The organism is Acidiphilium sp. JA12-A1 (genome assembly GCF_000724705.2).
Taxonomy (GTDB): Bacteria; Pseudomonadota; Alphaproteobacteria; order Acetobacterales; family Acetobacteraceae; genus Acidiphilium; species Acidiphilium multivorum.
This window is the reverse complement of sequence record NZ_JFHO01000064.1, coordinates 1-24,752: the sequence shown is the minus strand read 5'-3', so window position 1 is coordinate 24,752 and position 24,752 is coordinate 1. Positions and strand designations below refer to the sequence as shown.

Genomic DNA, 24,752 nt, shown 5'->3' with positions numbered 1-24,752 from the left:
CACCGTTTTGTCGCGACGCGCGCCTGCCAACACATGCTCGATGAAGCTGATCACGTCGGCAGGCCGCAACCGCCCCGGATCAACTATCGCATCACCAAAGCGATGATCGAGGAACCGGTTGGCGAACCGCAGCGTGTGATAGATCGTCCGCGGACTCAGGCCGCGATGCTTGACCAGATAGGTCTCGAAGTTCGCCAGCAGGGTCGCGCGCGCCTGCTGCGCCTCGGTCAACGGCACCGGCTGCGTGACGCCGATATCGAGCAGATGCTGCGCGAACCGGCGGGCCAACCTATACGGCCATACCGAGCCCGTCTTCTTGCGCGGCACCTTGCGTCCCAGATGCTCGGCCATGTCGAGCGTCAACGCCGAAGGACTGATGCCCTCGACATCCATCGCGTGCCCCACCTTCCGCAGGATCGATTGGTAGGTCTTGACCGTGCCGGCGGTGTAATTCTCCGCCGCAAAGCTCTCGGCGAACGAGTCCAGATACGGCTCGATGCAGGTCTGCAAATATTGAGGCATGATCGTCGTGCTCCATGTTGTTGGAGCGATGAAGATTATGCCGAATGGGATTGGTGCGATCATACCGCCAACCGCGCCCTGCCGAGCAGATGCGGCATAATCCGGATCTCGGCATTATGCCCCAGTTCATGCAGCGCCGTGCTGTAAAACCGATCCGCCGTCTTGAATTGCTCGCGCTCGGGCATCGTGACCCGGTCTTGCGCCAGGGTGTAAAAGGCCCGGTCGCCGGGCCGGTAGATGATCGGCACCCCGGAATTGCTCATCATCTGCTCGGCTGCGGCGTGGCGTTCCCATGCCGCCAGGGCGGGCCGGGCCTCGATCTTCGGCATGCCGGCGATCTGCTCGGCATTGAACACCACCGCCGAAAACACCCGTGGCCGTTCCAGCTCGACGCTGCGGTAAACCTGATTGCCTTCGGCATCCTTCACCGGCCGTCCCTGCTCGTCCTTCACCGGCACCCGGTCAAACTTCTTGAAATACTGGATCAGCGTGCCCTTTTCGCCCTTCATCACCTGGGCATCGAGGCTCTGCGCCTGCTTGTAGGTGGTCCAGCGCGGATCGCTGTAGCCCTTCATCTCGGCCACTGCCATCAGCCAGATTGCGTTGCCGCCCTGGTAATCCTTGCCGGTGATCGCGTTGTAGGGAATGAACCGGAGGCCGCTGGGCTCCCACGGCTTCACCCAGGGTGCGGTGCCATCCTCCAACTGCTTGACGATCGAGGCGGCAACCGTCTGGGCATAATCACCGGCCATGGGTGGCCTCGTTGGTATTCTCCACGTCCGCATTGGACTCCCAGGCATCCGCCTCATCGAGTGCCGTTTCCTCAACCAGTCCCAGCTGCTCGACCTCAGCCGGGTCGATCTCCACCATGACGCCCGGCCGCATCAGATCGGCCAGATCGCGCGAGATGATTGGTTGCTTCGGGTCCATCGCTGTCCTCCTTCTCAACGTGCTCTGTATCGTCCGGCGCAATCGGACGGCCCTACCTCGGCCCCCTACCCTTCCCCGGCACGCGCGGGAGGGCTGCGCAAGCCAACCTTGTTGCACAGGCCATCGGTCGGGTCGGACTCATAGGATATGTTCGGAGCAGTGTTGCGGTGCGGCTCGGGATCTTCCGCCATGCCCGCAAACCGAACCGGGGGCATTAGCGCCCGGCCCGGATCGCGGCGATCATCCGGCGATCCAGGCCCGCCATGTCGATCTCACCCCGAATACACCGCTCATTCACGGCCTCAAGCTCCGGGTGATGAACATAACCCTGGCGGTTATTCGCTGCACGGGCCTGCTCGATCGCGCGCCAGCGCCGCATCATCTCGGATTCCGAAATTTTGCTGACCAGCCGGTCCATCCCGCGGCGCCTCTTTACTACCGGAAGTAGAGGTTAAGAAGAAGCGCAGCGAAGTTCAAGGAACCTCAAAGGTTCATTTCGGCTCGGCGAATGTCTGTCTTGGAAAAATCATCACCTTTGAACAGCAGCGCCGCCCGATAAGATTTGGCGGCGCCATAGGCAAAGCAATCGCCCATATTCAAGGCGGCCGGATGCCGCCCCTTCCCGAAATCGGCATAAGCCTGGATAGCCAGATCATACTCACGCTCGCCAAGAGAAATGACCTCGATCCCGAGCGCGCTCATAAAGCTCTTCACCTTTTGCCGGGCACTGTCCATCGAAAGGCCGAAGCTGCGGCAGAGCCCGGCCGTCGCCTCCCACATGGCAACCGGCGAGACGAGACGGGTGCGTTCCTGGGCCAGAATATCCGCCAGCATGTCGGCATCCTCCTCGCCGGCGATCATCGCGATCAGGGCCGAGGCATCGATGAAGATCATTCCCCCTCCCCCGACAGATCATCGAAAAATGCCTTGTCTGCCTTCAACCCTGTGGGCGGCGGCAGCGGATTGGCTTCGCGCCACTCGCGCAGGCGCTCGCGCAAGGGCTTGGCTTCGCGGGTTCGGTCAAGCTCGGCCTGCACCGCAAGCCGCACGGCATCCTGTTTGGTTAAACCCCGCTCTTTCGCCAGTTTGGCGACAAGCTCGGCGGTCGCATCATCGCGGATATAAAGGGGCATGGGCGCCTCAAGATATTCAAATATCTACCTAAAGATATCTCGATATTCAGTCTGGAGCAAGGATATCCACCAGAACATCGCCTGCTCGACATATGCCTACGCCACGGAATGGATTTCCAGGCTCCTCCCATTGCCAGTGCTACCTTCACCGCCGAACGGCTTCCATGTGACCGAATGCCAGGAACTTGGCTTTTAGTTCCCACCCCCCACACCGCGTGACGCCGCGATATCGCTGATCGAGCGGAGCAGGACCAACGGATCGTCCCTCGATTGCTCAAAGCCGCGCCGCTGCCAGAATTCGGCGGCTTCCCTGTCAACCGCATTCACCATCAAGGCCCGACCGCCGATAAGCGAAGCCGCCTGAACGCAGCGCTGAAGGGCGTGCTTCACAAGGCCTGTGCCGATGCCCAACCCCGCCCACCTGGTATCGATCGCCAGTTGACCGAGTAGCATGCATGGAACGGGATTGGGTGGCTGCCCTGTCCGGATCGAGCGGGGCAGAACTGTCGGCACGATAGCGGTGGGAGCAAGGCCGTAATATCCAACAACACGACCAGCCTCATGCACAACGACGACGGCGGTAAAGCCCTTCTGCTGGTTGGAAAGCGCACGCGATTTGAGCCATTGATCGAGCGGTGATTTCCCGCAGGAGAACTCCGATACATCGTGAGCAGCGGTAAGTGGTTCGGGCTCCGACAGCGGCAAATAGCTCACCGCTTGGCAACGTAACCGGGCTCCCACGGCGCGGGTCGTTTGAGGACTTCCACCATCTCCGGCACCGGAGCGGCGGGACGCGCCAACACATCCATGAATTCGGCAAAGCCTTCCGCGCTCATCCGGATCAAGCCCTGCTCCATCACAACCTCTTCTGCCGCACGCACAGCGGCGTCGCGTACGAAATCCGTGCGCGAACGTCCGCGCAAGCTCGCAGCGCGATCGATCATTGCAACATCCGCCTCGGGCAAGCGCATCGAGATCGGGTATTCCTTGCGTTCAGCTACTGTGGCCATGGCTAATCTCCTTGCCTACCATATAGCTCGTTGTATCGCAGATTCCAATACATAAAACTCGACACCATCACCAACGATCTCATGAGGAGCGGCGCAGGATGATGATGCGAGCGCAAGGTTCTTAAAAGCCTGGCTCATCAGGGCACCGGCCGCCTCGGCTTACTCGCTCCCCCTATCAATCACCCCGACATCACGCTTCATCCTTGACCCGACGGATTTGGGTGGCACGGGCATAGCCTCTTTGTTAGACTTTGCCGGCGATGAACTCCTCTCAGCAAAATATCGAGGCAACCTGATCCAGTCAGATATATCGACACGCCTCGCTCCAACCTGACCATCTGCAATATTCGGCATCTGACGCGTGTCGTACGACAGAAAGGGATTTCAAATCGATGCAGTTGGCTCTGTTCCCAGAGCAAATCAGACTCATCAGGGTCCGACCCGAACACAACGAAATGCGCTACTACCAGATCGAGATCGTTACAGACCTGTTCGGTGCCGTCGGCCTCGCACGAACGTGGGGGCGGATCGGAGGTTCCGCACACTCTCGGTTTGATCCCCTCCCCGATCTCGGCACCGCCATCGATGCCCTCCGCAGCCTGGCTCGCGCCAAACGTCACCGCGGCTATCAGGACTATCCATCTACAGGGTGGATCTGACAAAGATACAATTCTGCTACAGCCAAGCTCAGGCGCATTCGAAGAGCCAAGTTCCGATCGATCAGGCCTTTGTAGCCGAGCGCGATGCAAACCACCCGGCTGTATTGCAGACATTAGATCGAGCGCGACGCGTCACATGCGTGCGGCCTTGGTGGCCGCGGCATCCCGCTCGCTGCCCGGATCCCCCAGATCGATCGCGCCAGGTTCAGCTCGCCGGCCCGCGCCCGGGCCACCATCCCGTGGAAATATCCGCCCGGCGATCCGCGGAAGTGGTCGCTCGGCTTGGTCGAGACGATGGCCAGTGCCACGGCCGCCTGCTCGCGCCCCATCGCCAGGCACGCATCCCCCCATAGCGGCTTCGAGACGCCGAGGTCATGACGCAGCCAGTCGGCCGCCTCCACGATTTCCGGCCATCCGGGCGAGGATTTCGCCAGGTAGGCCCGCAACCGGGGCGCCAGCTTGACCAGCTCGTCCGGTGTCATGCGGAACACCGTCCCGTCCGGCGGGATTTCAGGCTTTGTCGCCCGACTGCCGGTCGGCCGATGCCCGGCTTCCTTCCCATCCTCACTCCTGCCGATTCTCGTCGAGCCTCCAGCGCTCGTGCCCGCGCCACCCGGGATCGAGCTACGTCCTCTCAATGCAGATACGTGATCCGTAGGATTAAGTGTCTGGTTTGTATGTGTAATGTGAGGCTCTTCAATGAGCCCCTTGGGGCTCATATTTGTTGATTCGACACCACCCTGCGCGGCCTCCTTCAGCGTGTCGATCGCTGCCTCGAGCCTGCCGCGAAGGTCGGCCTGTCGGTTTTCCAGCGTCGTCACGCCGAGCGTCACCTCGTCCAGCTCCTCGATACGGCGGATCCGCGCGACCAGGCGCCTCGCCTCATCCGCCTGGCGGACCCATCCTTCGGCGATCCCGAGCTCTGTCGCCGTCTCCACGATCTGCTGGATCCCGCGCACCGCGATCGTCGCCCGACGACGCAGCTGCTTCAGCGCCTCGAAGCGGGCCCGGCCACGCTCGGCGATCTCCCGGAACTCGGCCTGGCGGACCGCGATGGGCGAGAGATCGAAGCCATACGCCTCGACGATCCGGCCGCGCAGGTCCCGCCGGCCATACCGCTTGCCGTTCGGACTGTCGCGCATGGTGACCAGCCCGAGATGGGCGAGCAGCCGGTTCAGCCGCTTCACCTGCGCCTCGCTCAGGCACAGCGCCTCCATCTGCATCGCCGCCGACGGCCAGACGATCGGCCGCGCGCCTTCCTGCCAGTCCTGCACCTGGGTGAAGCGGAACAGCCAGTCGATCGCCTGCGTGATCCGCGGGCCGAACCGCAGATATGGGGCCGCCGCCTTGAAGGCGGCCAGCACCCGGCCAGGGTCGACCTGGCCGCCCTCACTCACCGTACCGAAATCATCGGCGAGTCGCTCTGTCGCAACCATCCCGAGCGTGAGGCGCCGCGCGCCGCGCACGCCTCCTCGTTTGGGACCCGGCCCCGATTCGGGGCGGAAATTCTCCATCTTGATCCTCCATCAGTGTCAGATCGCGACGGGCAAAGCCCTCCCGTGAGCGGAAACGGCAATTTCCACTTGGCAGGATGGCTTCCGATGAGTATGTTCGGGATTGCGAAATCACCGAACGGCTCGCGGAGCCCGTAGCGAATTTAGCGAAAGCCCGCCCGGCAAGGCGGGCTTTCGCGCGTCTGGGTTATAAAGTTCTGGGTGAGGCCGCCCTCCATTCCTCAATGAGCTGCTGGAGCGCTTGGCCGCGGCTGCGCAAACCTTTTCGCTCCTTGATGGTGTCGATCAGGCTGATCGTCTCGTTCGGAAGGTGGACGAGCACACCTGTAGCGCCGCGCGCGCGTTGCCTGCGCCTGTAGCGTGCGCTCGCATCATCGCCGGCGGTACGTGTGTTCGGCATCCTGTTCACTCCACCATCTCTATGGCTAGTCAGTCACCATTCAGAGATTCACGGAGCGAGTCCACAGTTTCTTGCGCCCGAGTCGCGCTTAGGGGCTGATATGAAACGCTTTTTCCTAAAATTTTTCTTTGCACCCCCGAGTCGCGGACGGCGTAGATGGCTGGCCTGAGAGCGCCGGGCGCATGCGACTCGGGACCGGGAGTCCGACCTGCTGGATTTTGTCCGCCATCCGCAAACCACGGTCAGGGGGCAATTAGCCTGGTCCTGGGATCTTGTCCGGCTCTGCGACACCGTGGCCGCTCGCTGCCGCAGTTCCTTAAACTGCCGCTACTGCATAGTTTCGGAATCTTCCTCGGGCCATAGGCCGACATTGTCCTTGCTGCTCCGGCCGATCGTGCAGTGACGCCCACTCACTCCCATTGCCAATTGGCACATCTCTACCATATAAGTGCCAGAGGAGAGCAGTTGTGAAATTCGCCACGGTTCAGCCACTCACGGCACGTCCTGACATTCCCGTTATCACAGATGAGGAAGCAACGGCGCTAGCTCGGGCTACCGTCAATCTTTTTCGCGCCTGGAGCCTGACTGATCCGGAGGCCCGAGTGCTCCTTGGCGAGATGGCCCAGCGGACATGGGCGCGCTGGAAGGCTGGTGACGTCGGCCGGATCGACCGTGACCTGCGTGCCCGGATGGCGATACTTATGGGGATCCATAAGGCGCTGCGCTATCTGTTCACCGACCCTGCCCGCGGATACGCGTGGATCCGCAAGCCCAACGACGCCTTCGAGGGTCGGAGCGGCCTGGATTTGATGTTGCGCGGAGAGATCACCGATCTGATGGACCTTCGGAAATACCTGGATGCAGAACGGGGCGCTTGGTGAATGTACCGATCCGCCGGGTGAGCTGGCCGCGCACCATACGCATTATCCGCTCTATCTATCCGCCGATTGATCTCTTCGAGGACATTGCCGACCCGGCGGACTGGGATGCTTTGGCCTCGGCCGAGGCCAAGTTCAACCCGCGCATCCGCGATAGCATCGGAGATCTGTCCAAGGTGCCAGTGGCGCGGCGCGTAACCGGGCCGGGCGCCAGTTGGGTCATGGCACCATTCGTTCATTGCTCACCTCTACGGCCTAGCCGATTCTCAGATGGCAGCTTCGGACTCTACTACGCGGGCGACCGCACGGAAGTCGCGATAGCCGAAACCATCCACCACCACGCCCGCTTCATGCGCGCCACCAACGAAGACCCCGGCTGGACCTCGCAGTTCCGCGAACTTGTCGGAACCATCGATGTAGATCTGGACGACGCGACCGGCCGTGCCGACCTCCTTCATCCCAATGAATATGTCGCCTCGCAGACCTTCGGAGCCGAACGACGCGCAGCAGGATCAAACGGCATCATATGGCCAAGTATCCGCTATCCGGACGGTCAGTGCATCGCTGTTTTCTGGCCCGACGTCATTCCGATTCCCATCCAGGGCGCGCATTATGCCTATCACTGGAACGGCAGCGCGGTGGATTACGTCAAGCGTCTCGACGATAGCGTGGTCTGGGAGGTGGCGTAGCCGGCAACACCGCCCTGCACGTGGCCCCACTCAGACACTCCGGACTCTTCCACCGCGGAGCCCCCCGCGCCGCACATCACTCGCGTCACCAGGCGGATGGGATGGAGAAGGCTGAGGGGGGCGCGACCTGCTCCCCCGGGAGGTCCTCGGTTTAAGGTTTGCCAGTTCTCTCAAGCAGGAGCCAGGCAATAGGGCCGGCAAGGTTCGAACGAGCAGAACATTGGCATTTTGAAAGAGTATCAGGCGGGCTTGTCTGCGACTGATCTGTGCCACAAGCACCGGGTTTTCCGTCTGCTCATGGGCTGATTTCCGGGCCATTGTCGTCCGGCGCCGCGCTTGACATCGCGTCATTCAGCATGCCGCGCACCCGATCGATCCGATCTGTGCCCATTTCGTCTGGTGAAGACCCGATCCCCTCACCAGAGTCCACGGGGTCATGCCGAAATCACGCTTCAAACCAGCGTCTGCTCCCGATGCAATGCCGAGGTACCCATTCGGCACAAACCGTGGACGCTGGTCATATGCTTGGACCATTGCTCACTAAAGTCCACGGTTTATGCCCAGAGTCAGGATGCAAACGAGTGTAGATTTTGGTGAGAGGCAGCGTTGGTGGGTGCGCAACCAGCCATATGGACCCTGTCAGCTGACAAGGGTGAGCGGCGGATAAGCCTTTGATCTCGTGATGTTGGCCTTGCGACCACAAATGATTACGGATCTCGGCAAAAGCTCGACGACTAGGCCGTGGACTCTGGTGAGGGGATGATCGGGAGGCACAGGAAATCTGAACCGGGGCGTGGACTCTAGTGAGTTGCCATAGGACCGGCACCACGGCGTGGACTCTGGTGAGATGCCAAGAAAACAGAGATCGGGATGTGGACTTTGGTGAGGAAATCGAGTCTGGCGTGCTGGCGTGGACTCTGGTGATGCCAGCCTTGATGCCGAACTGTAGGTGTCTATCGGATCGATTGCACGCGAGGACGCACCGGTGGCCGGCTTGTTTTCAGAATTACACCCTCGTCCACGATATCCACCTGCGCATCTGGATATACCGCAAGAGCCAGCTTCAGCGCACTCGGCCAGCGAGCCTTGAAATGATATACTTCTCGATAGCCGCAGCCGAACTGCGCCTTCAGAGCCTTCCAGGTGACTAGCTTTGCGGCGGGCAGTGCGTGCAGGCGGTAGGCCAGCCAGAGGTAACAATCCAGCGCCCCGGGGTTGTTGTTGATGGCCTTGATGGCAGCTTCCTCAAGCGGAACCGGATGCTTTTGCAGCTGCTCGAAAAAGCCCTCCGAGAGTCGCGCCATTGAGAGCATCGGCTTTCCGCTGCCCTCCTCGGTATCTTCGACGAACAGGGCGCCGTCCATAATCGACTGGTTGATCAAACCGACTGATTTGCCGCCCTGAATGTGAAATGTCAGGCGGCAACGGCTGATCCTCTCGGCCTGATCCTTGACCAACTTCGCTGTCTTGCCGCCGACGCTTACCCCGATTCGACTCAGCCAGTCCCGCAAAGAGCGCCCGAGCTCAATTTCTCTCGACCCGGTCCTGATCGCCTCGGTCTGAAGGTAGAGAAGGATAAGTCGTGCATGTGCCCCAAACGGTACACCGACGAAATCTAGAGGGCCTTCTTCGCTCCTGGGCTTCCGACCAGGCTCGACGACAAGCCTTGTTCTTTCAATGCTGATTTCCCATGGTTGATCATCCGCCAGCCTGCGATGAGGGAGGGCGCACTGAGCCCAACCCGAATAGGCAAAGCTCAGGGTCGTGTCCTCGTCCCCCATATACTGGGCTGCAGCTTCAACAAAACTGCGCTCGATACCGGCATCAAGCGCCCCTGCCCTTCCCCTCGCCTCGATTAGATTATGGATTTCTCCCATCGCATTTTCCAGTGACTCGGTGATCGGACAAATCCGATATAGCAAAGTTATCAACATCTGTCGCTGTGGACTTTGGCGAGGAAGCTATTTGGTAGAATATTAGATTCTTATTATTAGTTTCATCGCAAGGGTCCACGGGATAATCCTGTTAAGTCGTTGATTTTCCACTTCGGGTCTCTCTCAAGAGTCCACAGATTTTATCACTGAAGTCCACAAGCGAGGCTCACGACCTGTGGATAAGATCCTGCCAACCGGATCCGACTCGCGGTGTATCCCCCCGCGAATCGTGGAACGCTGGCTCACCAAAAAAATGGATAGAACCGCATCTCAAGCACTTAATGGCAGTTCTTCAGCTATCATAAGAAGCCGAATTTTCTGGACAACAACTTGCAAGGCCCATATGACGTGACGGGCAACGCCTGTCAGGGCGTAATTTTGCCGTCAGATCGAGGCTTCATTTAGTCTTCGGAGGGTTTCAATCATAATGGACCAGATCGAGTCGCCGCCTGACAAAATCGTCCGACATGCGACACTTTTGTCCAATCAACTTCATGTATTGCGACAGCGCATGTATCCACCGGAGGCACAGAAATCCCTCAGGCCGTTTGCAACGCATGAAGTCTCGTCACTGACGTCTATCCCCGAATCGACGCTGCGGACGATGTCGATTGAGGGTAAGGGCCCGATCCCTTCGCGGCGTGAAAACAACCACCGGACTTATACGCTTGAGCAGGTCAACGAACTCAGGCAGTTTTTTGCCGCACAGAAGCCGAACGATGCTCTCCGCTACCTACCTCGCAGGCGCGCTGGCGAACACCTCCAGATCCTCGGTGTCGTGAATTTCAAGGGCGGTTCGGCCAAGACCACCTCAAGCGCGCATCTCTGCCACTACCTGGCACTGCAGGGTTATCGGGTGCTGGCGATCGATCTCGATCCCCAGGCCAGCCTTTCCGCAATGTTCGGTGCCCAGCCCGAACTTGATGTCGGTGCCAACGAGACGATTTTCGCATCTCTGCGAAGCGGCGAAGACAGGCGCCCGATGCGCGAGATCGTGCGCAAGACATACTTTACCGGGATCGATCTCATTCCTGGCAACATCGAAGTCATGGAGTACGAGCACGAGACCCCTCGCCTTCTCGCTGAGAGCAACGGCGGCGAAGCGGCTCTGTTCTTCGAGCGTCTCAGGATGTCGATTGCCGAGGTTGAAGACGACTATGACATCGTCATTCTCGACACGCCGCCATCACTGGGCTTCCTGACTCTTGGCGCCATCTGTGCGGCCACCGGGCTAATTGTTACGGTTCATCCGGCGATGCTCGATATGATGTCAATGTCCCAGTTCCTCTTGATGATGGGGGATCTGATCAGTGTGATCGGTAGTGCTGGCGCAGCCCTGCAGCAGGACTTCCTCAAATACCTGATCACGCGACATGACCCTAACGACCAGCCGCAGACGCAAATCGTCTCGTTGATGCGCCACCTTTTCGCCGATGACGTCTTTATTCCGACCGCGATCGAAAGCACTGCGGTAGAGAGCGCCGGGCTGCACAAGAAGAGCATCTACGAACTGGCACCCGGTGATGTCGGTCGTGACACGTATCGGCGTGCGCGGGATTCCATGGATGCCGTCAATTTCGCGATCCTCGAGATGATCAACAGGGCCTGGGGGCGCAAATGAGCAAGAAGCCATCACGATCGATCGTCGGCAGCTTCAACCTGCTGTCCCAATCCCTGCGCCCCGACAAAGAACCGGTCGAACCAAACAATCCGTCTTTCTCCCCCGCACCTCACCACACACCCAGGATGCCGGCCGGCGTTGTCGCGGCCACCGAGCGGTCGATCTCCCAACTCCGCGAGGAGCGTGACCAGCTCAGGGCCAGGCTTTCGAATATGGCCCCCGATGAGTTGGACCCGGCCATCTTGGAGCCCTCCCCGATCCCTGATCGTCTGCCGGACGATGATCAGGAAGGCTTTAATGCCCTGGTGGATTCAATTTCTGCCGAGGGACAGAAGCTTCCGATTCAAGTCCGCCCCCACCCATCCAAGCCCGGTCGCTACCAGATCGTCTATGGCCACCGTCGTTGGAGAGCCGCCCAGCATCTGGGTGTCAAAGTCAGGGCGTTCGTTGTCGACCTGGACGACAGGGAACTGATCATCACGCAAGGACTGGAAAACGAGTCCCGACAGGATCTGAGCTGGATTGAGCGTGCGTCGTTCGCCAGGAAGATGGAAGACCGCAGGATAGATCCACGCGACATCAAAGGCGCGCTGAGTATCGACGACGCCGAACTCTCGAAGATGCGGATGGTGACCCGCGTGATTTCGCGCGAGCTCATCGAGACCATCGGTCGTGCACCCAAGATCGGTCGTCCCCGGTGGCTCAACCTTGCCAAAGCGCTGGAATCCGATCCATCCAGGGAAGCGGACGTTCGCCAAACCTTGTCAGGTGACAAGGCCCCGACCTCGTCGAACGAGCGCTTTAGCCTCGCTATGGCGACGCTTCAGGCAGAGCATTTGAAGTCGTCTGACGAGATCGATCTTCTGACCTCGAAAGATGTTCGAATTGGCACGGCAAGTTTTTCCGGGTCCAGCGTCACCATTCGGTTTAGCAAAGATCATGCTGCGCCGCTTCGGGAATTTATTCGAAGCGCACTCCCAGAACTCGCTGATGCCTATGAGCGGCAAGTTGCGTCCAGCCGGTCCAAAAAAGGCTGATCCAACCCCCAACCGAGTCAGACCAACGGCGCGTCCATTTTTTCCAAGGTTCGTCAGCTGTGTTATAGCACCGGATAAATCTTGTCAGATGACAAGGCGCCTGAGGAAGCGCGGCACCATGCCTCCGGTCCTATAAACAAGATCAGGAAAATTGTGTATTTGCGCAGCCCGTGCCCGCCTTCCAGAACGGATAGAGTCACCTCTCGCCGCGAACTTGTCAGCTGACAAGGCTACACTCGCGATAAGATAATGAGACATCAAGACGGATGTCCGTGAAAGGGGAGGGGCCGAATACACGGAGATGTCCGCCGTCTAAGGCGTCCTTGCCTTATCGGCACTCTCGTAGGCGACAATATGCTGATTGCACTGGCGGCCTCAAGAACTCCCCGGGAGTTCCGTCTATGTACCTAGCGATGGTTCGCTCTCCATCGGCAGTCCCTTCGCATACGCAGCCCGCGGTGCCTGCTCAAGAACCATCGCGACAGCCTGCCGTTCGCCGTGTTCAATCGAAACCCGGGCGAACGAGATCCTGAACTAGTTCAGGATCCCGATGATCTGCTCATCGATCTGCTCGACCTGGTCACGTTCGTGGACGCGGCCATAGTCCCTGTATCACTCCGACCGGTCGACGAAGAGGTGCAGTGACGAGTACGCGAAATGCGCTTCGAGTGTCGCTAGCTAGATGCCAGGGCTGGTCTGGTAGGCGCAGCACAGCAGGCAAGGGCACTTTGCACCTGCAGGTGATCCGGATTGGCCTGAAACTGAGTCCGACGGACCTAGAGCACCCCATCCAGCGGGTGCCCGTCGAAGAGGTCGCCGAACTCCAGATACTCCCCGAGCACGTCGTAACTCTTGTGGCGGCTGAGCCGCTTCAGGCGGGCCGGATGGACGCCGCGCTCCATCCCGGTGGTCAGCGCTCCACGCTTGAGGCTGTGCCCGCCCAGGTCACGCCGGCCGAACCCGGCCGCCATGGCCCGGCGCTGGATGATCAGGGCCACGCTCTGCGGGGTGAGGGCCCGCTCGCCGATGACCGGCCCAGGCGGCGCGGTCCGCTCGCGCCCCTTGCGGCCGGATGGCGGAGACCAGATCCGACGGAACAACGGGCCCCGCTGCAGCCCCGCGGCGACCCGCCAGCGCTCAAGGGCATGCACCGGACAGAGTTCGGTATCGCCGTAGGGCAGGGCGACGGTGACCGCCTCGGTCTGGCTCCCTTTGGTCTGCGGCAGGGTCAGGCGGAGCCCCCGCTCAGACGGTGTCAGGTGCTCGATCCTGATGCCGGCGAGTTCCGAGCGCCGCAGCGCGCCGGCGAAGCCGACCAGGATCAGCGCGCGGTCGCGCAGGTCAGTCAGTTCAGTATCGCCGATCGGCGCCAGAAGCCGGCGGATCACCGTCGCCGTCGCCGCCACCTTCTTGCGGCGGATCTCGCCACGGGAGGCGGCATCGCGCTGGATGCCCGCCATGGTCTCGGCGACGCAGGCATCATCAGTTGGCACCGGGCAGCCGGCGAGGCGATGCAGGTAGCGGATCGCGGCGCGCCGGAGCTTGAGCGTTTCGGTCGAGACGCCGCGGCCGCGCTCGTCGGCGAGGAAGGCGGCGACATCCGCGCCGGAGGCGGGGAGGGGCGTCAGCCCGTGGCGATCGCACCAGAGGCACCAGACGCGCACCGCGGCCCGGTAGGCCCGCCTGGTGTTGTCCGCCTTGGCCCGGCGGGCATAGGCGCTGGCGGCGCTGCGGGCGCCGGCGAGCGTGCCATCGGTAACCGGGACCGGTTCATCCTCGATTTCGGAAAACCAGCGCCGGACCGCGTGGCCGTCACCGGCGAGCGGGGGCGGGGAGGGCACCAGGCTGCCGGCCGATGGCGCGTCGGGGCGGTCTTGGGGTGCGAATTCGTTGTCGTCGGGCACGCGGGGCCTCTCCTGAGCGCGAATCGGTCGGTTCTGCGCCCGGAATCCTATGAAATTTCTGTTGTAGCGACAACCATGTTTATCAGGAAACCAGTTAAAAAATCCCGATCACCCCCTGAAAAAGACGGTTATTTCGTGCTATACGGCATATGCCGCAAAATTACGGATCAAGATATTGATTTTCCGTTCGAGGAGTTTCGCAGCGTTCCGCCCAGCCCGGACCCGATTCCTTTCCTCCATCAGGGGCCGGAGCAGAATCGGCGTGCCCGCGGCGGTTCGGGGCTTTGCTCCACCGCCGCTCGTCGGGCGGTCCGGTCGAGACGATCGGCACAAGGTGGCCGGCGTGCCGCGCCTGCCAGGTCGGGGCGGTGACGGCGAGGTCGCGCATGGACGGCAGACGGTCGACCGTGTCCACGAAATGCTGACACTCCCTCACCATCAGCCCGGTCAGGACGGCGGGGCCAAGGCACTTCATGGCTCCCCCTGAAATGCCGGCCCAGCAGCGGCTGATGATCGCCCTCGAGCGGGCGGCCGGAGCGATTGCCCGGCTCGACCAGGCCCTCTCGATGCACCCGCTCCGCGGCGCCTTCCTCTACCGCTTCCGTCTCGATGCGGTGCGCCGCCAGGCGATGGTGGACGGGCAGCTGATCGAGCCGTGGCATCTCGCGGCCCTGCTCGAGGGGGTTCGGCTCCGCATGGATCCATGGCTGAGCCTCGCCGAGCGGGGTGACATCTTCGATGCGGCCCGCCACGCGTTCTCGATGCACCAGTGGATCGTCGAGCCCGATTTTGATCAGGAGGGCGAGATCCAGGTGGCGATGAAGGCGATCGAGCGCGATGTCGCGCGCGCCTCCCCGCTGCTCGGCGCGGCGCACGCGGCCCATGCCTGGCTGGCCGGGGGCGGGAGACGGGCTCCATTGCGGGGCGCACTGATCCGCTTCTGGCAGCAGAGCGGACTGCTGCACCTTCCGGTGCCGATCACCGGGCCGCAGGCCCTCGGCGGCGACCTTCCCTTCGATCGGGAGAGCTGGATCCCGCTTCTGCTCCACGCACTGGCGAACGAGGCCGCGGCAGCCCAGGACCTCCTCCGCGATCTCGAGCGGGCCTGGCAGGTCGCGCGCGGTTCGATCGGCAAGCGGCGCAAGAACAGCCGGGCCGCCATGGCGATCGATATCCTGGCGGCAACCCCGATCATCTCCGCGAAATCGCTCGCCGATCGGCTCCGTATGAACGTGGCGAACGCCCACGCCCTGCTCGGCGAGCTGCTCGAAGCCGGGCTGGTCGTCGAGCTGACCCACCGCAGCAAGCGACGGCTCTTCGGCCTGTCGGGCATGGGCCGGATGCGCGACTACGTGGCACCGCCACGCCGGCCGCAGCCGGGGCGGGGAAGGGGGAGGCCCCGGATCGAGCCCGAAATGCCACACTCTGCTCCGCCCGCCGATCTTCCGCCGGCGCCATCCGGTGGCGTCCTGCCCCGGCTTGCGTTCGACTTCAGCGATCTGGAAGAGGCCATGGCGGCAGCCGATGAAGCGATCCGTGAAACCAGGATCAGCCTCGATCGGATCCGTCAGGCCGGACCGCCGGAGTAGGGACTACCTCGACCGGTGCGCCCTGGGGAGCAGGTGAAACCTATACGGTTCAGCGGAACGACCCGGCGTTCGTCTCGAACAACGCCGCGCATGAGCTCGCCGTTTCTGGTTTGGACGAAGCTGGCCTCTCCGCGATAATTGCGACCTCACCGTCGCGACAGCGAAGCATCTTTGGTCATGCTTGCGACAACATCGTCTTGCCTGCCAACATCCCGGTACGACTGGAATGGGACGCAGCTCGGAATATTAAAGGAGAGGAGGCTCAGATATGGACAAGGGTAGTGGCGGCTCGGTGGGGATGAGCGCGGGACGGCTCGAGCGTATCGGGGCGGCGATGCAGGGCTATGTCGATCGGGGAATCTATGCCGGCATCAATACCGTCGTCGCGCGGCGCGGCGTGGTTGTGCAGCAAGGGCAGTATGGCTTTCGCGATAAAGAGGCCGGCTTACCAATGGCTGCGGACACGATTTTCCGCCTTTATTCGATGACGAAGCCGGTCGTGTGCACGGCGTTGATGACTCTGGTCGAGGAGGGGCGGCTCCGGCTGTTCGATCCCGTCGCGCGCTACGTTCCCGCGTTGGCCGGTTTGACCGTGCTGCGGCCGGACGGCTCGCGCACTGCGCCGGCCCGGCCGGTCATGGTGCGTGATTTGATGACGCACACAAGCGGACTTTCCTATCATTTCCTCGAGGAGACGCTTGTCGGGCCGATGTATGCGGACGGCAAGCTGCTAGATCCGACTGTTTCGCTCGCCGAGGCGATCGACGATCTGGCGCGCTACCCGCTGGCCTTCGAGCCGGGCTCGCGCTGGCATTACAGCATCGGCATCGATGTTGCCGCGCGCGTGATCGAGGTGGTGAGCGGCGAGACGCTCGCCGATTTCCTGCGCGGTCGCCTGTTCGAACCACTCGGCATGGTCGACACCGGCTTCGAGGTGCCGGAGGCGAAGCGGTCTCGCCTGGCGGCGATGTATGGCCGCCCCGACCTCATCGATCCCAACCAGACATTCCAGAAATCGCTCACCCAATGGAGTGGAGGGGTCAATGACCGGCTCGACGTGGCGCGAACCTATCCGGTCAATGCGGGGACGACATTCCAGCGCGGTGGCCACGGGCTCTTCGGCACGGCGGGCGACTATCTGCGTTTCGCGCAGATGCTTGCGAACGGCGGGGAACTCGAGGGAGTGCGCATCCTCGGTTCCAGAACTCTCGCCTTCATGCATTCCAACCATCTGCCGAAGTCGCTGGTCCCGATCGCTCTCGATGGCGTACCATTCCCGGGCTATGGCTTCGGGCTTGGCTCCCGCGTCGCGATCGATGTGGCGCAGACCGGGGTGCCGGGCTCGATCGGCGAATTCGGCTGGGCCGGCGCCGCGAAGACCTATTACTGGGTCGACCCGGTGGAACAGGTGGTCTGCGTCTTCATGACGCAATCGATGTCGAGTTTCGATCTGCCGGAAATGGACCTGCGCGCCTTGGTCTGTGCGGCGATCGAGGACTGATGCTGGCGACGGCTTGCTGAGCGCGGCAATGGCGGCAGTCCACCAGATGAGCCGCGCTACATGGCCTACTTTTCAATCGCCGCGTACAACTGTTCGGAGCTCCGCAAGATTCGATACAGTTGCCTTGAGGGCGCTCATGGAAGAGCCCTCAAGCCTGATCTCAGTCGTGCCGCGAGGAAGTCGATGAACGCCCGCGTTCGGGTCGGTAGCAAAGACGCTTGCGGCCAGACAACGTGGACAGGCGTCGGTGGTGGCTCGTATTCGGTCAGGATTAGCTCCACGCGTCCGGTTTCCAGCATGCCAGCGATTTGCCAGAGCGGCGCAATGCCGATACCGACGGCTTCTGCGACCGCCTCATTGCAGGCGCCAGCGTTGTCGGAGCTGAAGCACGCGGCTACCGGGATGGTCTCTGGCTTGCCAGCGCTCTCGAAGGTCCAGCGCTGAGGAGACTTTGTGAGCGTCCTGATGACGCAGCAATGTGCTCTGAGATCTCCAGGGACCTTGGGGCGGCCGTGTTTCAGCAGGTATTCGGGGGCCGCAAAGGCAACACGACGTAACGCGCCAACACGCGTCGCCATCGCGCGGCTGTCGGAAAGCTCTCCAATCCGGATGGCGAGATCGAGTTCGGCCTTGAGTAGGTCTTGGAAGCTATCCTCAAGCACCAGTTGAATTGCGACTGCCGGATGGCGACGCATGAAGGCGGCAATGGTAGGGACAATATAGGTTGGCCCAAAGAGGGTGGACGATCCGATGCGAAGGGTACCGGCGATCTCGCGCGTGCGTTCCGCAGCCTCAGTGTGGGCGGCCGCGATATCGGACAACGCTTCCTTGATACGCCTATAGAAAACCAGACCTGCATCTGTCGGTTGCATGCTCCTGGTTGTGCGCCGCACGAGATTTGCGCCCGTATCCCTTTCGATGTTTGACCGGCCCCCATTGAGTGGTCCGTGTTGGAAGTTAGTGCATTGTTGTCTCCGCCGCCATGGCCGGCTGTCGGTGGAGCGAAGCGGAACCGGAGGGCGGCCGTGGCGGCGTCGCGGTTTCCGGGGCCGGCGGGAGATATCCGAGCGAACTGTGTGGCCTGACGGTATTGTAGTGCCGCCGCCAGGCCTCGATCAGGATCTGCGCTTCCGCCAGGGAGTAGAAGATCTCCCCGTTGAGCAGTTCATCGCGCAGCGAACCGTTGAAGGACTCGCAGTAGCCGTTTTCCCATGGCGAACCTGGCGTGATGTAGAGCGTCTTCACACCGATCCTGCCAAGCCATTCCCGCACAGCCCGGGCGATGAATTCAGGACCATTGTCCGACCGCATATGCGCCGGCGGCCCTCTGGTGACGAACAGTTCTGCCAAAGCGCCCAGCACATCCTCGCTCCTGAGCCGTCGCGCGACCGGCAGCGCCAGGCACTCTCGGCTGGCCTCGTCGATGATCGACAGGATCCGGAACTTGCGGCCGTCGTGGGTCCGTCCTTCCACAAAATCGTAGGACCACACATGGCCGGGATACTCAGGCCGCAGCCGGATACATGACCCGTCATTGAGCCAGAGGCGTGAGCGCTTCGGCTGCCTTTGTGGCACCTTGAGACCCTCGCGCCGCCAGATCCGCTCGACCCGCTTGCGGTTCACATGCCATCCCGCATCCCGCAGCAAGGCCGTCACCCGCCGATAACCGTAACGACCATATTGCCGGGCCAGGGCGATGATGTCCCCGGTCAGGGCCGCCTCGTCATCCGCCCCGCGTGGCACCTTGCGCTGCGTCGATCGATGCTGTCCGAGCACGCGGCACACCCGCCGCTCGGAGACAGACATCGTTCCTCTGATGTGATCGATACAGCGCCGGCGCCGCGCGGGGCTCAGAAGTTTCCCCGTGCCGCCTCCGTCAGGATCGCCTTGTCCAGCGACAGATCGGCCACCAGGCACTTCAGCCGAGCGTTCTCCCGCTCCAGTTCCTTCATGCGACGCGCCTGGTCCAACTTCAGGCCGCCATACTCCTTGCGCCACCGATAATAGCTCTGCTCGGTGACGCCGATCCGACGGCACGCATCCGCAACCGCCCCGCCCTGCGCCAGAACAATCTCAGCCTCGCGCAACTTGCCGATGATCTCTTCCGGCTTGTGATTCCTCGCCATCCCAGTCCTCCTTCAGACCAAACTCTAAAACAGATACCGGACCACTCAGAAGGGGGCAGATCAGCGCTGGCCTCCGCTCGCTGGCCGAGCCGTGGGCCGATACCACCACCCCAGCCGGGCGCATGGTGCTGACCGTGTTCGCCGGCATCGCCGATTTCGAGCGGTCCCTGATTGTGGAACGCACCAGCACTGGCCGGATCGCTGCCAAAGCGCGCGGGGTGCGGTTTGGACCTCGCCCTTCGCTCTCGGTCGAGCAGATTGCCCATGCCCGGCAGCTCACGGAGCAGGAAGGCAAGCCAGTTGCTGAGGTAGCCCGCCTACTCGGGGTGCATCGGGCTACCCTCTATCGGGCACTGGCCGCAGTAGCCGCTTGATCGGGGTAATTTTCCGAAAGTCTTGATTTATGGCAGCTCACGGCGAGGGGGCTCTCTCGAAAGGTCGGGCACATAATCACGCCCGCGACATGTAAGTTGGATTAAGCGCCCCGTTATGCGGAGCTTCCAAGGCTAGTCGATCAATTCGACCGAAGGCAGCCTAAAGCCGTTAAACCTGCTTGCCAAAGCGTTGGAGTATGCTCCCATCATTGGGAAAATTAGCCAGTCACCTTCCTTTATGGTCGCCGGTAACAAGAGTCTTTGGTCTAGTTCGTCGAATGAATCGCACGTAGGTCCAAACACCCGGAACTCGGATTCGGCCAGGGAAGGCACTGCGGATGCACGGGTTAGGTGGTACGGGGTCATCTGAATTTTAGAGTAATTGACCTCTCCGAAGCTTCCAAAGACGCCATCACTCAAAAATACCCGATCATCCGCACGGCCGATAACTTGTACGACTAGGGTTCCACTCTCTGCCACAAGCGCTCGTCCAGGCTCACAAAGCAAGGGGACGCGTGGCATCCGGCTACATGCGGCCTTGATCTCGACAAAATATGCTGTCAAATCTGATCTTTCCTGCCCATAAGCAACTGGGAAGCCGCCTCCCACATTCAAGTAGCCCGGCATCTTCCCGAGATTCTCTATGACGCTATGACAGACGTGTATAGCCGCCGAAAAAGCTTTGGGGTGCTTGCATTGAGACCCCACATGGAATGTCAGCCCCCACTCGACTTTGGCGTCTATGATTCTCTTTATAAGTGGTACGCTCTCGGCCGGGTGTAGTCCAAATTTAGTGTTGAAATCATAGGTTCCAGACTTTTCTGGCGTTTTCAGCCTAACAGCGATCGACAGGGGGCGGCTCACGCAAGCTAGAATTTTATCCAACTCCACCTCGCTATCTACGACATAATGCCGAATCCCGATTTTGTAGGCGTCTCTAATTGAAGCCGTCGCTTTAACTGGATGGCTGTAGTGCAGCGGTTTCGAGGAACACACCGTGCGAACCGACTCTGCTTCTTCAATCGAAGCAACGTCAAACCCTGCGATCTCAGACGCCCCCAGACAAGCAAGCACTTCGGGATGTGGGTTTGCTTTGACAGCATACAGCGTTCCCCCTGGAAACGATTTTAAAAAGTTGTCGGCACTTCCTAAAAGGACCGATCGACTAATCAACAGGGTGGCGACCTCCGGCCGCCTTCTTTCTACAAAATCGGCCGCCTGTTCTATCGTCGGCACATTTTGACCCCGAGCAAGCATCGCCTCTCCTTCAGGTTGCCGCAGCAGCGCGACTCCCTGCCTTTTCTACTGTGTGAAACAAAGCGCCCGACGCACAAAGCTCCTCAAATGTCCAGCTCAAAGCTTGATCTTCACTGGAGGATGACCAAAAGCCGGCTATTCCACCCCACCGCCCCAGGAACGGCGCCGCTACTTCCAGCGCTCTCCTATAATCCACCTGTTCCGGCTCGCAGACACCCAATTCGGGATGTGCTACAGTCCATTCCATGCCGCTGAGTACGCCCGCAGCTACCTGTAGCGAAGTTGCATTCCCGAACTTCGAGAGTTCTCGTGCCTCGTCAATATCAAGGCAAGATCCAAACCAGTAAATTTCCTCTCGGCCCTGCCGAAAAATGGTCACTCCAAGGTCGTCTGCACCACTTCGGATTTCGTCGAGCGCGATTTCCTTCGCAAAACCTTGACCCCCAATTCCTCCTGAAAATTTGGCTAGATTTTGACGAATCATCTCGCAAGGCGAGTAAACGAATTGAACGGTCGGTTGATAAAGCAATCGCCCATCCAGCGACCTAACAGACAATTCTTCAGCGATCGAAAATGTCTCCGGGTGAGGTACGAGGTAGCCCTCGTACACCCCAACCTCTGGCAGCCAACTACGCACAGGAACGCTTGTGGCACTACACGCGAGTTCTGCCACGATCCCGTATTCAGTAGTAAAAATTTCTTTTGTGAGCTCATGAAGCTTCGATTCGTGTGTACCCCACGCAAAATTACAACACTCCAGGATCTCTTCCAAAAATCCGTCGACAGACCATGTATTCATCAGAAGGTTGTTGGCAAGCCTCCGGTTCACTCGCTGGGTATCGCGCTCGGAGACGTGGACGGTAAGTACGTCAAGCTTCCTACAAAGCTCGCCCCACCCGAGCCGATATTCAAGCCCGTCAACATACCAGGCCTCTTGTTGCGCGATCGACCGCAGAGCGGCCTTCGCAAAATGCGTCACCAACCCCGGATTTGCCCCATGATAAAGCAATGCAGTCGGAACACCCTTTTTATTCCGAATGGCCTCCAACGACTTAAGCGTTTTCAGTCTCCTGCGGTACGTAGAGGATGTCCCGCTGTTCCCGTAGAGTGCCCAATCCTCATTGCTCGTGTCGAGATACAGAGCGCCGATCTCCTGGCACACTTCAATAATATCGAGACAGGAAATGCCCACAGAGAGATTCAAGACAAAGGTGCGCTCGGAGACGTAAGATAAAACGGTTTCCGACATGTTGTCCCGCGTGAGCCGCTTTTGGATCACCCGAACACCGAGCGACACGAAATAACTCTCGAAATTAACCTTCTCTGCAATTATGGTAACCTCCTGCGGAGAAACCAAAAACATCTCAAAAATCAATGGCAGGACTGTCGGCCCGATGGTGCCAAAGCCAAGCACGACAAGCTGCCGCCCTCTCAAGGAAGATTTAATCATGCTGTGGTTTCCTCATGTGATTTCCTGTGGGCAACCTCCACGTAGTATTGCGTTGCAGAGCCCGCGACGATCAGGAGGCCGAAGACGTAGGTAAGTATTGATGCTTTCTCCGCCAAAAAGACCCAAGCTAGGATGATCGTCCAGATAGGTTCAAGGAGATAGAAGAAGGAAGTGAAAAGCGCCGAAACGTATTTTTGTGCGAATGTCGCACCAAGAGTTGGAACAAGTGTGGTGAATACGCCAACATAGAGAAATACCGGCACGTCAGCCCTCCAGTTTGGATGTGTGGGCCATACTCCTGAGGGTGCAAAGGCTTCGAAGAGTATGTACGAGACGGCGGAAATTGCCGCCACCGTTAGAATCTGAACTGCCCACAGGTTAATCGTATCCTTATTATCCGTGCTAAGACGGTCCATCATAAAGATATAAATCACGTACTCAGCGTTGCTTAGGAACGCAATGATGTTACCCGTGAAGCGGCTCTGATCACTAAGATTGCTGACAATGAGAGCACACGACCCAACGATAGAGAGCGCGGCAGCGAGATATGAACCAGGCGGGATGCGCTCTTTCAGTACGATTGCCGAAAACACAACTGCGAGCGCTCCAATCATCGCCGGGTAAAAGCCCGCATCTGTCGCCGTCGTATAGAACACAGCCACGATGTTGGAGAGGATATTTATTGCCAGCAGTGCCCCTAAACAGATCCCCTTCAATAACTGCTGCCGCTCAATGCCACGCGCTCTCATAATTAGAATTAGAAGGCAGACTGGTGCAACGATGCCAGAATCAATCGTTGTGAAGAGAAAAGGATTGTATCGTGCTATGATCGCCTTAGAGGCAACGTAATAGCTCCCCGCCAAAACCGGATTCAGAAATATCAGTATGCGGGCCAACAGAATCCATTGCGTGTTTTTTGTCATATCGCATCCCAGACCTCCCATGAGGCTTTGGTGTAAGCGTTGCTCTCAGCACCACCATAAGAATGATGACAATGGTGCTGGTCCAGCTCTGGGTGCTTGTTCCAACATGTCACGACAGCAAGTCATCAGAGTCCGCTGAAGTTCGCAGCTACAGTCGTTGCGCAGTCAACAAGAAAAGACCGCTCAAACGTCTCTTCAGTGTGATCCATCAAGAAAGTTGCATTATAAGTCATTTCGGGATTAGTTTCGTAAAGAACGATGTCCCTCATGATTTCGTCAACGGCAGCTCTGGTACCGTGATGCACTACTTTCGCCACATCTAGAAAATTTTGATAATGCAGAGCCTCATCTCTAGAGGCATTGAGCACCCAGGTCACATACTCCTTGGGACCAAACTGCTTAAACTCTTCGACGAACATCTTATACCCTCGTGCACTCACTAGTTCGTCGTAAGCTAGAACAACGCAAATTTTGAATTCGTCACTGATAAAGTGGCTAATGGGCCCGAAATCGGGCTTGCGCTGGTCCAGTTGATGGTCAATTTCATCTTGACCTACCTCGTACATGTAGGAGCATATCTGTCGTAAACCAATGTAATGGTTCTGTTCGTCGATTCTCCATTCATGCATCGCAGCGAGAAATTCCTTGCTGTAGGTTAGCCCGCTCTTATTGCAAATGTGGTCCCACAAATTCTCAGCGTCGTGCTCAGCACACATGTCCCCCCAAAGATCGTGCCGTACTTTCTCCTTCAATTCCGGGGTGGCCACAACATGCTCCCTCCTGACGTTACAAAGTAGCTCATCAGATGACCATTTCACGACGCGCGGGGGCTGAAGTCTATTGGGTGGTGTGTTCATCTGACTGTCCTTCGAAGGCCGGAGTGATACCCAGGCTAATGCAAATGTCGTTCGCACATTGAACTAAGAAGTCTTTCGAGAACGGATTGTCTCCTGGTGCTTCACCGTGATCAAACAGGAACGTTGCCTTATAGGCGTTGGGATCAGCGTGCTCAGAATTCACTACTTCTCGTAGGACCGCAGTTACGGCCAAGAGATCGTGCCCATGATGTTTTCTGAGAATGGACCGGGCATTTAGGGAGTGATAGAGTTCATCCCTCGCCGCACGCTTTAGCCATGTCATGGCGGCTGGACTACCAAAACTTCGATAAAGCGGCTTGGCATCGCCATATCCACGTAAACTCGCAAGCTCATCATAGGCAAGGCAGGCACATATGGTCAGCTCGTCTTCAAGAAAGTGATCAATTTCAGAAAAGTCCGGAACTCTTAATTGCACTTTCCTAT

Annotated in this window: 25 protein-coding genes and 2 pseudogenes; 8 read left to right on the top strand and 19 right to left on the bottom strand. The window is 59.6% G+C overall.

The window, feature by feature from the left end:
* The 8 genes and pseudogenes from RT91_RS13045 to RT91_RS13010 all read right to left on the bottom strand — a co-directional run.
* Positions 1 to 510, bottom strand: a pseudogene (locus RT91_RS13045) (integrase); the annotation flags it as partial.
* A gap of 71 nt (positions 511 to 581) precedes the next feature.
* Positions 582 to 1,274: an ArdC family protein gene (locus RT91_RS13040; RefSeq protein WP_035187638.1), complete on the bottom strand. Its 693-nt coding sequence runs from the start codon at positions 1,272 to 1,274 to the stop codon at positions 582 to 584.
* Positions 1,264 to 1,452, bottom strand: a complete 189-nt coding sequence (locus tag RT91_RS13035) for a hypothetical protein (protein ID WP_035187637.1) — start codon at positions 1,450 to 1,452, stop codon at positions 1,264 to 1,266. Before RT91_RS13035 ends, RT91_RS13040 begins: the two co-directional genes overlap by 11 nt.
* 214 nt (positions 1,453 to 1,666) lie before the next feature.
* Positions 1,667 to 1,870, bottom strand: coding sequence for an antitoxin VbhA family protein (locus RT91_RS22000; RefSeq protein ID WP_035187636.1), 204 nt, complete (start codon positions 1,868 to 1,870; stop codon positions 1,667 to 1,669).
* A 65-nt stretch (positions 1,871 to 1,935) separates the two neighbouring features.
* Positions 1,936 to 2,346 carry a type II toxin-antitoxin system VapC family toxin gene (locus RT91_RS13025; RefSeq protein ID WP_035187635.1) on the bottom strand — a complete coding sequence of 137 codons (411 nt, stop codon included), beginning with the start codon at positions 2,344 to 2,346 and terminating at the stop codon, positions 1,936 to 1,938.
* Complete coding sequence (locus tag RT91_RS13020; protein WP_007424915.1) at positions 2,343 to 2,585, bottom strand: type II toxin-antitoxin system VapB family antitoxin; 243 nt, start codon at positions 2,583 to 2,585, stop codon at positions 2,343 to 2,345. The genes RT91_RS13025 and RT91_RS13020 overlap by 4 nt, the downstream gene beginning before the upstream one ends.
* 192 nt (positions 2,586 to 2,777) lie before the next feature.
* Positions 2,778 to 3,299, bottom strand: a complete 522-nt coding sequence (locus tag RT91_RS13015; RefSeq protein ID WP_408735338.1) for a GNAT family N-acetyltransferase — start codon at positions 3,297 to 3,299, stop codon at positions 2,778 to 2,780.
* A complete protein-coding gene (locus tag RT91_RS13010; RefSeq protein WP_007424913.1) occupies positions 3,296 to 3,595 on the bottom strand; it encodes a DUF1778 domain-containing protein in 300 nt (99 codons plus the stop codon). The genes RT91_RS13015 and RT91_RS13010 overlap by 4 nt, the downstream gene beginning before the upstream one ends.
* A 392-nt stretch (positions 3,596 to 3,987) precedes the next feature.
* On the opposite strand from RT91_RS13010, the gene RT91_RS13005 reads away from it, so the two are divergent.
* Complete coding sequence (locus RT91_RS13005) at positions 3,988 to 4,254, top strand: WGR domain-containing protein (protein WP_035187634.1); 267 nt, start codon at positions 3,988 to 3,990, stop codon at positions 4,252 to 4,254.
* Positions 4,255 to 4,367: 113 nt separating this feature from the next.
* Here RT91_RS13005 and repC read toward each other — a convergent pair whose 3' ends face one another.
* The gene (gene repC, locus RT91_RS13000) at positions 4,368 to 5,768 is read right to left on the bottom strand and encodes a plasmid replication protein RepC (RefSeq protein ID WP_035187633.1); all 1,401 of its coding nucleotides are present in this window, start codon (positions 5,766 to 5,768) and stop codon (positions 4,368 to 4,370) included.
* An 867-nt stretch (positions 5,769 to 6,635) separates the two neighbouring features.
* Between repC and RT91_RS12995 the strand changes: the two genes are divergently transcribed.
* Positions 6,636 to 7,049, top strand: coding sequence for an MbcA/ParS/Xre antitoxin family protein (locus RT91_RS12995; RefSeq protein ID WP_035187632.1), 414 nt, complete (start codon positions 6,636 to 6,638; stop codon positions 7,047 to 7,049).
* Positions 7,046 to 7,735, top strand: a complete 690-nt coding sequence (locus RT91_RS12990) for an RES family NAD+ phosphorylase (protein WP_240314287.1) — start codon at positions 7,046 to 7,048, stop codon at positions 7,733 to 7,735. The genes RT91_RS12995 and RT91_RS12990 overlap by 4 nt, the downstream gene beginning before the upstream one ends.
* A gap of 953 nt (positions 7,736 to 8,688) precedes the next feature.
* Here the strand turns inward: RT91_RS12990 and RT91_RS12985 are convergent.
* Positions 8,689 to 9,612, bottom strand: a complete 924-nt coding sequence (locus RT91_RS12985; protein WP_035187641.1) for a replication protein RepA — start codon at positions 9,610 to 9,612, stop codon at positions 8,689 to 8,691.
* A gap of 484 nt (positions 9,613 to 10,096) precedes the next feature.
* Here RT91_RS12985 and repA point away from each other — a divergent pair, with 484 nt between their 5' ends.
* Positions 10,097 to 11,290 (top strand): plasmid partitioning protein RepA, encoded by a 1,194-nt coding sequence (repA, locus tag RT91_RS12980; protein ID WP_035187630.1) that lies wholly within the window; start codon positions 10,097 to 10,099, stop codon positions 11,288 to 11,290.
* Positions 11,287 to 12,327: a plasmid partitioning protein RepB gene (gene repB / locus RT91_RS12975; RefSeq protein ID WP_035187629.1), complete on the top strand. Its 1,041-nt coding sequence runs from the start codon at positions 11,287 to 11,289 to the stop codon at positions 12,325 to 12,327. The genes repA and repB overlap by 4 nt, the downstream gene beginning before the upstream one ends.
* 776 nt (positions 12,328 to 13,103) lie before the next feature.
* Here the strand turns inward: repB and RT91_RS12970 are convergent.
* Together RT91_RS12970 and RT91_RS12965 are read right to left on the bottom strand one after the other, a co-directional pair.
* Positions 13,104 to 14,231 carry a site-specific integrase gene (locus RT91_RS12970; protein WP_035187628.1) on the bottom strand — a complete coding sequence of 376 codons (1,128 nt, stop codon included), beginning with the start codon at positions 14,229 to 14,231 and terminating at the stop codon, positions 13,104 to 13,106.
* Positions 14,232 to 14,391: 160 nt separating this feature from the next.
* Complete coding sequence (locus RT91_RS12965) at positions 14,392 to 14,706, bottom strand: hypothetical protein (RefSeq protein ID WP_035187627.1); 315 nt, start codon at positions 14,704 to 14,706, stop codon at positions 14,392 to 14,394.
* Between RT91_RS12965 and RT91_RS12960 the strand changes: the two genes are divergently transcribed.
* Complete coding sequence (locus RT91_RS12960) at positions 14,705 to 15,820, top strand: hypothetical protein (RefSeq protein ID WP_051788278.1); 1,116 nt, start codon at positions 14,705 to 14,707, stop codon at positions 15,818 to 15,820. The two genes, RT91_RS12965 and RT91_RS12960, sit on opposite strands and share 2 nt — an antisense overlap.
* 268 nt (positions 15,821 to 16,088) lie before the next feature.
* Positions 16,089 to 17,321, top strand: coding sequence for a serine hydrolase (locus RT91_RS12955; protein WP_035187625.1), 1,233 nt, complete (start codon positions 16,089 to 16,091; stop codon positions 17,319 to 17,321).
* 134 nt (positions 17,322 to 17,455) lie between these two features.
* Here the strand turns inward: RT91_RS12955 and RT91_RS12950 are convergent, their stop codons facing one another.
* Together RT91_RS12950 and RT91_RS12945 are read right to left on the bottom strand one after the other, a co-directional pair.
* Complete coding sequence (locus RT91_RS12950) at positions 17,456 to 18,193, bottom strand: substrate binding domain-containing protein (protein ID WP_240314286.1); 738 nt, start codon at positions 18,191 to 18,193, stop codon at positions 17,456 to 17,458.
* 85 nt (positions 18,194 to 18,278) lie between these two features.
* Positions 18,279 to 19,447, bottom strand: a protein-coding gene (locus RT91_RS12945) for an IS3 family transposase (protein ID WP_152982829.1) whose coding sequence is annotated in 2 segments (ribosomal slippage) — positions 18,279 to 19,186 and positions 19,186 to 19,447 — 1,170 coding nt in all. Because the reading frame shifts where the segments join, the coding sequence is not laid out codon by codon here.
* Positions 19,448 to 19,503: 56 nt separating this feature from the next.
* On the opposite strand from RT91_RS12945, the pseudogene RT91_RS12935 reads away from it, so the two are divergent.
* Positions 19,504 to 19,821 (top strand): annotated as a pseudogene (locus RT91_RS12935) (recombinase family protein); the annotation flags it as partial.
* A 132-nt stretch (positions 19,822 to 19,953) separates the two neighbouring features.
* Here RT91_RS12935 and RT91_RS20630 read toward each other — a convergent pair.
* The 5 genes from RT91_RS20630 to RT91_RS21995 form a co-directional block, all read right to left on the bottom strand.
* Entirely contained in the window at positions 19,954 to 21,078 is a 1,125-nt protein-coding gene (locus RT91_RS20630) for a hypothetical protein (protein ID WP_082468595.1), read from the bottom strand.
* Positions 21,079 to 21,088: 10 nt separating this feature from the next.
* Positions 21,089 to 22,528, bottom strand: a complete 1,440-nt coding sequence (locus tag RT91_RS20625; protein ID WP_082468594.1) for a saccharopine dehydrogenase NADP-binding domain-containing protein — start codon at positions 22,526 to 22,528, stop codon at positions 21,089 to 21,091.
* The gene (locus RT91_RS12930) at positions 22,525 to 23,424 is read right to left on the bottom strand and encodes a DMT family transporter (protein ID WP_205408971.1); all 900 of its coding nucleotides are present in this window, start codon (positions 23,422 to 23,424) and stop codon (positions 22,525 to 22,527) included. The genes RT91_RS20625 and RT91_RS12930 overlap by 4 nt, the downstream gene beginning before the upstream one ends.
* A gap of 152 nt (positions 23,425 to 23,576) precedes the next feature.
* The gene (locus RT91_RS12925) at positions 23,577 to 24,308 is read right to left on the bottom strand and encodes a hypothetical protein (RefSeq protein WP_152982828.1); all 732 of its coding nucleotides are present in this window, start codon (positions 24,306 to 24,308) and stop codon (positions 23,577 to 23,579) included.
* On the bottom strand, positions 24,289 to 24,752 hold a 464-nt coding region (locus RT91_RS21995), incomplete at its 5' end, for a hypothetical protein (protein WP_205408970.1). The genes RT91_RS21995 and RT91_RS12925, both read right to left, overlap by 20 nt.